The following is a 6,351-nucleotide window of genomic DNA, read 5'->3' on the forward strand; positions in this document are numbered from 1 at the left end:
TCGCCGTTCGCAGGTGCGGACCGCATCGCTTCGGCAGGGAACAAAACCCGCGTCGGGCATCCTTGGACGGTATACGCCGACCCAGAAGGAGACCCGTAGTGACCGAACTGCTTCCGCTCACCCCGGACGAATTGCTGACCACCACGCGTGCCGTGCGCCGCCGTCTGGATCTGCCCCGGCCCGTACCGCTGGACGTGATCCGCGAGGCGCTGGAGGTGGCCTTGCAGGCGCCGTCCGGAGGAAACCGGCAGCATTGGCACTGGATCGTTCTCACCGATCCGGAAGTCAAGGCGCAGGTCGCGGAGCACTACCGGCGCTCGCATCTGGCCTACCGGGAGGCCGGAGGCGAACCCGCCGACGAGAGCGCCGCCCGCATCGCCACCAGTTCGGATTATCTGCGCGAGGTGATGGCGGAGGTCCCGGTGCTGGTGATCGGTGCGATCAGCACGGGCACCAGCGGGGCGCTGCCCGACAACCAGGCGGGGCTGTGGGGTTCGCTGCTCCCGGCGGCGTGGAGCCTGGCGCTGGCACTGCGCGCACGCGGCCTCGGAACCACTTGGACCACACTGCATTTGCAGTACGAGCGCGAGGTCGCGCAGATTCTCGGCATTCCCGACGATGTCCGTCAGGGTGTGCTCCTCCCGGTCGCCTACACCAAGGGCACCGACTTCCGGCCCGGCCCGCGCGTCGATCTGGACTCGGTGCTGCACATCAACGGTTGGTGAGCGCGTTCCGGAAGACGTTCGGAGCCACCGGGTTTCCGGATGTTGTGAGACAACCCATAGGCCACTCGAGTGAGACATGTTGTGGCGCTTGGGGTTCGGGGTAGGTCTGGAGTACCGACCGATCGCGGAAGGAGAGAGCTCGTGAACGTTTCGATCACCGCTTCCCACCGTCGCCGCCGGGCCACCCCGAACGACACCGAGGACGACCGTTCCGCCGTCCTCGTCTTGATGGTCTGGGCCGCATTGATCGTCGCGGCCGGCGTGCTGCTGATCTCGCTCTAGCGTTTTCCGCTCGGCTGTCGAGGTAGTCCGCTACGAACCTCGAGAAAGGACGCATCATGTCCCATCGGAATCATCCGAACGACGACGACACCGAGGAACCGCGGGGCGGGCGGCCCGGACCGGTGGACGAGGGCGACAACGGCGGGATGGCGACCCGGGAGGTCGCCGACGATGTCGGCACCGAGGAGAACGCCCAGGAACCACCCGACTGAGTCGGGCGCCACCGGGCGGACCCGCACTCACCGGACCGAGCCGCCGCCATCCGCTGCGGCGGCTCACTCACAAGCGGTCGCCGACCTCGGCCGTAGAAGCACGCAGATGTTCGATCAACAGCGCGGCGACCTCATCGGACGCCTGTTCCGGCAGCCAATGGGAGGCGCCGTCGAGGGCCACGTAGCGGCATGGGCCGGTCACGTAACGACCGCACGCCTCCGCTCCGGCCCGGGCGATGAAGCGGTCTGCGGTGCCCCGGACGAAGAGGGTCGCGACGCCGACGGAGCCGACCGGGCGGCGCAGCGAGAACGGAAGCCCGCGGTACCAGTTGACCGGTCCGCGCATATCGCCTCGGTGCGCCGCCCGCGCGGCGTAACGCGCCGCCGACGCCGGATCGAGCCCGGCGCGCACCAGCGCTTGCCGCATCGCCTGCCCGCCCCGGGCGGACAGCACCAATTCCGGTAACCACGGCAGCTGGCACGCGGCCATGTACCACGACCGCAGCGCTTGACTGCCGGTGAACACGGCGCGCGCGAAGGCCATGGGGTGCGGCACCGACAGCGCGGTCAGCGACTTCAACCGGGCGGGCCGCTCGGCGGCGACGGACCACGCGAGCGCGGCACCCCAGTCGTGGCCGACCAGATGAAAGCGCTCGGCACCCGCCGCGTCCGCCAAGGCGTACACGTCACCGGTCATGCGAGCCATGGCATATGCCGAACGCGCCACCGGGCGCGCACCCGGCGAGTAACCCCGCAGGTCCGGTGCCAGCACCCGATAGCCCGCCGCGGTGAGTGCGGGTGTCATCGCATCCCAGCAGTGGCGATCCTCGGGAAATCCGTGCAGCAGCACCACGGTGTCCGCCGCTTCGCTGCCCGAGTCCGGCGGCGTATCGGTGACGTCGAAGACGAATCCTGCGTGGTTGAACGTGTCCATGTCCGTGCCTTCTCCTGACTGTGCGCGAACAAGTCACCGCCGCGAGCGCGGATCCGATCGACGCGGTGCCGACAGTAACGGGGCGCGGACGCCGGGCTCATCCACCCGCGGACGGATTCCGCGACCGACCGGAGCACGAGGTGCGCCATCGTCACCCGGTGCGGGCGACCCTCAGCGCACGGTCAGGAGCCTTGTCCCCGACGCGCTTCCGCCCTCTCCCCTGCCTCGTCCTCTCGCCGGCTGTCGTCGTGACGGGTGTCGCCGGATTCTTCCTCGCCCGTGCCCGGGAAGAAGTGCCGCACGATCCGGTCGACGAGGAAGCCGAGGACGATCGCGCAGGCGATGCCGATCACGGCGGCCAGGAGTGGCTGATCGCGCAGCCAGCGCCCGAACGCACTGGCGATCGCCACCGAATACACCGCCCAGCTGACACCACCGATCACTGTCAGCGGCACGAATTTCCGGCGAGGGTATTCGGTGGCCCCGGCCGTCATGTTGACGGCGATGCGACCGACCGGGATATAGCGGCCGGTGATGACCAGCAGGGCCGCTCGTTTGTCGAGCATGCCGCGCGCCCAGTCGAACGCCCGCCGGATCTTCGGCTTGCGCATCCACGCGAACCGATCCGTGCCGATGGCGCGGCCGATCGTGTAGGCGAGGTTGTCGCCGATGATCGCGCCGACCGCGGCGGCGAGAATCAGCAGCCACACGGAGGGTTTCCCGGTCGAACTGCCGATGGCGGCCAGCGCGGCGATCACCGATTCGCTGGGGACCGGCGGGAAGAACGCGTCGACGATGCAGACGCCCAGCAGCGCGAAATACACCCATGGCGACCCGGCCGCGCCGGTGACGAGATCCTGCAGTTGGTTCATCCCATCGACACCTTCCTGGTCTTCTGGCGAGTGCCCAGGATCGCGTCCCCGAACCCGATCCGGCCGGGGGCGCACTCGGGTGGCGAGCGACCCGCCCATCGCTCCACCGGGGCCCTCGCCACCACCGGCGCCAACTTGAGGTTAGGCTAACCAATGTGATTGGGAGCACACAGGGGACTCGGCCGGGACGATCCGTACGACAGCGAGCCGATCCGGCCGCACCGCACAGCCAGGGCGCGGCGAGCACGGCGCCCACCCGCGACGGGCGCCGGCTGTACTACATGCATCGGCCGGGACGGAACGAAAACCGTTCGCCCTTGGTCGTTTTCGAGAGCGGACTCGCCTGCACCCGTTCGTACTGGGCGTCGGTACAGCGAGAATTCGACGACTACGCGGCGACCGTCGTCTACGACCGCAGCGGTCTGGGCCGCAGCGCCCCCGACACCGCGCCGCGCGGACTCCGGCGCCTGGCCGACGACCTCGTCGACCTGGTCGACCACCTCACCGAGCGCTTCGCCGCACCGCGGCTCGTACTGGTCGGCCACAGCTGGGGCGGCCCGATCGTGCGAGTCGCCGCCGCGGACCGACCGGACCGAATCATGGGCACGGTGCTGGTCGATCCCACCGACGAGTTCTGCGACGACCTGTTCACCGCGGCGTCGCGCCGGGCGGCCCGGACCGGGCAGCGGCTCAGCGCCGCACTCGCACGTCTCGGCGCATTGCGACTGGCCTATCGCGACACCCTCGCCGCGCTGCCCGCCGATGCCCGCGCCGACTTCCGCGCCGAGGGCTTCACGGTCGCGGCGATGCGCACCCGCGCCGCCGAATTAGCCTGTCACACCACCGATCTCGAGCAGTTGCGGCGCACCGACCCCGACCGACGCGAGCTCGCCGTCACGATCGTGTCCGCCGACTCGTCCTCCACCGGTATCTCGGCCCGCTCGCGTGCGGCGATCAACGCCGCGCACCGACGGCGGGCCGCACGCCCGCACGGCAGGCATGTCGTCGCCGAGCGATGTGGCCATATGGTGCCGACCCAGCGGCCCGGGCTGGTCGCCGCCGAAATAGTCCGGATCATCGAGGAATACGGGCCGCGCGGCCGAATCGTCCGGTGACATCCGGCAGCCGCGGGGTATGCCCGGATCAGAACGGATCCGCCGCGACACCGGGCTCCGAAAGGCCCGGTCGGAGGAGATGCCGATGGTTTCACACAGTGCCGCCGAGGCGTTGCCGGAATGGGAGGCCTTCGCCCGCGCCGTACAGTCGCGCCGGCCCGACGCGGGTACCTGGTGCGAAGGCTGGACCGTGCGCGATGTCCTGATCCACAACACCGGCAACGCGGAGGAACTCGCCCGGGTGCTCGCCGCCCACGCGGCGGGCAGCCCGGTGCCGACCCGCGGTTTCGAGGAGCGGGAGGCTCCCTACCGCGCGATGCCGGACGCCGAGTTGTGGGCGGCGTTCGTGGACCGGTGCGAACAACTCGTCGAAACCGCGGAGGTGATCGACACGCTGTCTCCGCTGGAGGCGATCGGCTGGACGGGGCGAACCGTCGCCCCCGACTTCTTCCTCGAGCACATGCGTCAGGAGATGGTGTTGCACCGCTGGGATATGACCGGCGACGACGCGACGGCGATCGAAATGCTCATGCAGCCGTGGATAACTCGCCACAGTGTGCGCGACGTCGGCCTCCCGTTGCTCGCGCGCGGCAGCAGGGATATCGATTTCGGCCCCGAGGGCCGCATCGAGGGCCGATTGCGCGCACCGGGTACCGACGACGTCCTGGTCGTCGCCGAGACGGACGGCAACTCCATCGAGTTGGTGCCGCCGCACGGGCAGGCGACGGTGGAAAGCGATCCGGCCGTGCGCGCGCTGTTCCTGTGGGGCCGCCGCCCCGCCGATCCGACGCGCTGGCACAGCAGCGCCGGCCCCGAGGAACTGGGCCGGCTGCGCGCGCTGCTCGCCGGATACTGAATCCCCGTCCATCGGCCGGCGCCGTGCCGGGATTGCGCACCGCGGGGGCGGGTAGTCCGCGGAGATGGGTGCCGCAACCGATGTCGCCGTGGTCGGAGCCGGAATCGTCGGCCTGGCCACGGCTCACGCGCTACGCCGAGCCGGGCTCTCGGTCACCGTGTACGAGTCGGGCCGGCCCGGCGGCGGTCAATCGGCCGGTCGGTCCCGGATCTTCCGCCACGCGCACACCGATCCCCGGCTGGTCGAGATGGCGGTGGCCGCCCGTCGCATCTGGCGCGAGTGGGAAAGCGACTTCGGCACCGAACTGATTTCGCGGGACGGGGCGGTCGCGCTGGGGGCCGGCGTCGCGGACAAGCTGGAGATCCTGCGGCGGACGCCCGGAGTCGACGCCCGCGGTATCGACGCCGAGGAGCTGTCGACCCGGCTGCCACCGCTGGCCGACTACGACGGCCCGGCCATGCTGGACGCGACCGGCGGCTCCATCCGCACCGTCGCCGCGATCGACGCACTCACCGATCGGTTGCGCGATGCGCTGGTCACCGACCACGTCCTCACGCTGCGGCACACCGCCGCCGGGACCGTCGAAGTACGCACCGGCACAGCCTGTTCGGAATTCGGCAGCGTCGTCGTCTGTGCGGGCCGCGGTACCGCACCGCTGGCCCGGTCACTCGGCCTCGCCCTGCCGGTCCAGGTGTCCGCGCACGTCCGCGTGACCTTCCGCCCGCGATCGGCGCCGCCCACCACACTCGCCACGCTGCAGGACAGCAGCGGCGCATTCGGCGAAACCGGCATCTACGCCGCCGCCTTCCCCGGCAACACGCAGTACGGGCTCGGACTGAGCGATTCCGTGCCGAGCAGCGACGGCGGATCGGTCGATCCCGCGGCTCTGGCCGGGCTGGCCGACCGCGCCGCCGGCTACGTCCGCCGCGCACTCCCCGGACTCGCACCCGAACCGGACGGTTATGTGCACTGCTGGGTGACCCGGCTGCCGTGGGGTGAGGACGGTCTGGCCGCCTGGCAGGACGGCGCCGCCACCTTCCTCGCCGGGCACAATCTGTTCAAACTGGCCCCGGTCCTCGGCGCCACACTGGCCGACAGCATCACCACCGGACAACCCGCCGCCACCGTGCACCCGTCGCGGCGCCTCGGCGATCCCGCCGCCGACCGGTAGAGCACTACCGTCGAAAGTACTTAAGCGCGACAGATTCCCGGTCGCCCGGAACTCCATAACTTTGTGGTCGGAACGTCACCACCACGAAGGAATCTCAATGAGGTTGTCAAGTCCTACTGGTGATTTCCGGGTTTGCTGATGGGGTCAGGTTGCGGGGGCGGGCTGGTAGGTCTTGTGGTCGCGG

Annotated in this window: 8 protein-coding genes; 6 read left to right on the forward strand and 2 right to left on the reverse strand. The window is 70.2% G+C overall.

Annotation, left to right across the window (positions count from 1 at the left end; all coding sequences use genetic code 11):
- Window positions 1-98: 98 nt before the first annotated feature.
- The 3 genes from IG65_RS0128595 to IG65_RS38695 all read left to right on the forward strand — a co-directional run bounded on the left by IG65_RS0128595 (window position 99) and on the right by IG65_RS38695 (window position 1,219).
- On the forward strand, window positions 99-725 hold the full coding sequence (locus IG65_RS0128595; protein ID WP_030518052.1) for a nitroreductase family protein: 627 nt from the start codon (window positions 99-101) through the stop codon (window positions 723-725).
- 141 nt (window positions 726-866) lie between these two features.
- Window positions 867-1,007 carry a hypothetical protein gene (locus IG65_RS38070; RefSeq protein ID WP_156055825.1) on the forward strand — a complete coding sequence of 47 codons (141 nt, stop codon included), beginning with the start codon at window positions 867-869 and terminating at the stop codon, window positions 1,005-1,007.
- Between the two features lie 56 nt (window positions 1,008-1,063).
- Window positions 1,064-1,219, forward strand: coding sequence for a hypothetical protein (locus IG65_RS38695; protein WP_197039958.1), 156 nt, complete (start codon window positions 1,064-1,066; stop codon window positions 1,217-1,219).
- Window positions 1,220-1,286: 67 nt separating this feature from the next.
- On the opposite strand, the gene IG65_RS0128610 is transcribed toward IG65_RS38695, so the two are convergent.
- Together IG65_RS0128610 and IG65_RS0128615 are read right to left on the reverse strand one after the other, a co-directional pair.
- Window positions 1,287-2,153: an alpha/beta fold hydrolase gene (locus IG65_RS0128610; RefSeq protein ID WP_030518053.1), complete on the reverse strand. Its 867-nt coding sequence runs from the start codon at window positions 2,151-2,153 to the stop codon at window positions 1,287-1,289.
- A 182-nt stretch (window positions 2,154-2,335) separates the two neighbouring features.
- The gene (locus tag IG65_RS0128615; RefSeq protein ID WP_051757078.1) at window positions 2,336-3,025 is read right to left on the reverse strand and encodes a DedA family protein; all 690 of its coding nucleotides are present in this window, start codon (window positions 3,023-3,025) and stop codon (window positions 2,336-2,338) included.
- 317 nt (window positions 3,026-3,342) lie between these two features.
- Here IG65_RS0128615 and IG65_RS0128620 point away from each other — a divergent pair, with 317 nt between their 5' ends.
- The 3 genes from IG65_RS0128620 to IG65_RS0128630 all read left to right on the forward strand — a co-directional run bounded on the left by IG65_RS0128620 (window position 3,343) and on the right by IG65_RS0128630 (window position 6,167).
- On the forward strand, window positions 3,343-4,140 hold the full coding sequence (locus IG65_RS0128620) for an alpha/beta fold hydrolase (protein ID WP_197039959.1): 798 nt from the start codon (window positions 3,343-3,345) through the stop codon (window positions 4,138-4,140).
- A gap of 85 nt (window positions 4,141-4,225) precedes the next feature.
- Entirely contained in the window at window positions 4,226-4,996 is a 771-nt protein-coding gene (locus tag IG65_RS0128625; protein ID WP_030518056.1) for a maleylpyruvate isomerase N-terminal domain-containing protein, read from the forward strand.
- A gap of 64 nt (window positions 4,997-5,060) precedes the next feature.
- Window positions 5,061-6,167: an FAD-binding oxidoreductase gene (locus IG65_RS0128630; protein ID WP_030518057.1), complete on the forward strand. Its 1,107-nt coding sequence runs from the start codon at window positions 5,061-5,063 to the stop codon at window positions 6,165-6,167.
- Window positions 6,168-6,351 lie beyond the last annotated feature (184 nt).

The sequence above is a fragment of the Nocardia sp. NRRL WC-3656 genome (genome assembly GCF_000720265.1).
GTDB lineage: Bacteria > Actinomycetota > Actinomycetes > Mycobacteriales > Mycobacteriaceae > Nocardia > Nocardia nova.

What these genes read in the sequence shown, in the direction of transcription:
- IG65_RS0128625 (WP_030518056.1), top strand. Translation starts at nt 4,226, where the DNA reads ATGGTTTCACACAGTGCCGCCGAGGCGTTGCCGGAATGGGAGGCCTTC.
- IG65_RS0128610 (WP_030518053.1), bottom strand. Translation starts at nt 2,153, where the DNA reads ATGGACACGTTCAACCACGCAGGATTCGTCTTCGACGTCACCGATACG.
- IG65_RS0128615 (WP_051757078.1), bottom strand. Translation starts at nt 3,025, where the DNA reads ATGAACCAACTGCAGGATCTCGTCACCGGCGCGGCCGGGTCGCCATGG.
- IG65_RS0128630 (WP_030518057.1), top strand. Translation starts at nt 5,061, where the DNA reads ATGGGTGCCGCAACCGATGTCGCCGTGGTCGGAGCCGGAATCGTCGGC.
- IG65_RS38695 (WP_197039958.1), top strand. Translation starts at nt 1,064, where the DNA reads ATGTCCCATCGGAATCATCCGAACGACGACGACACCGAGGAACCGCGG.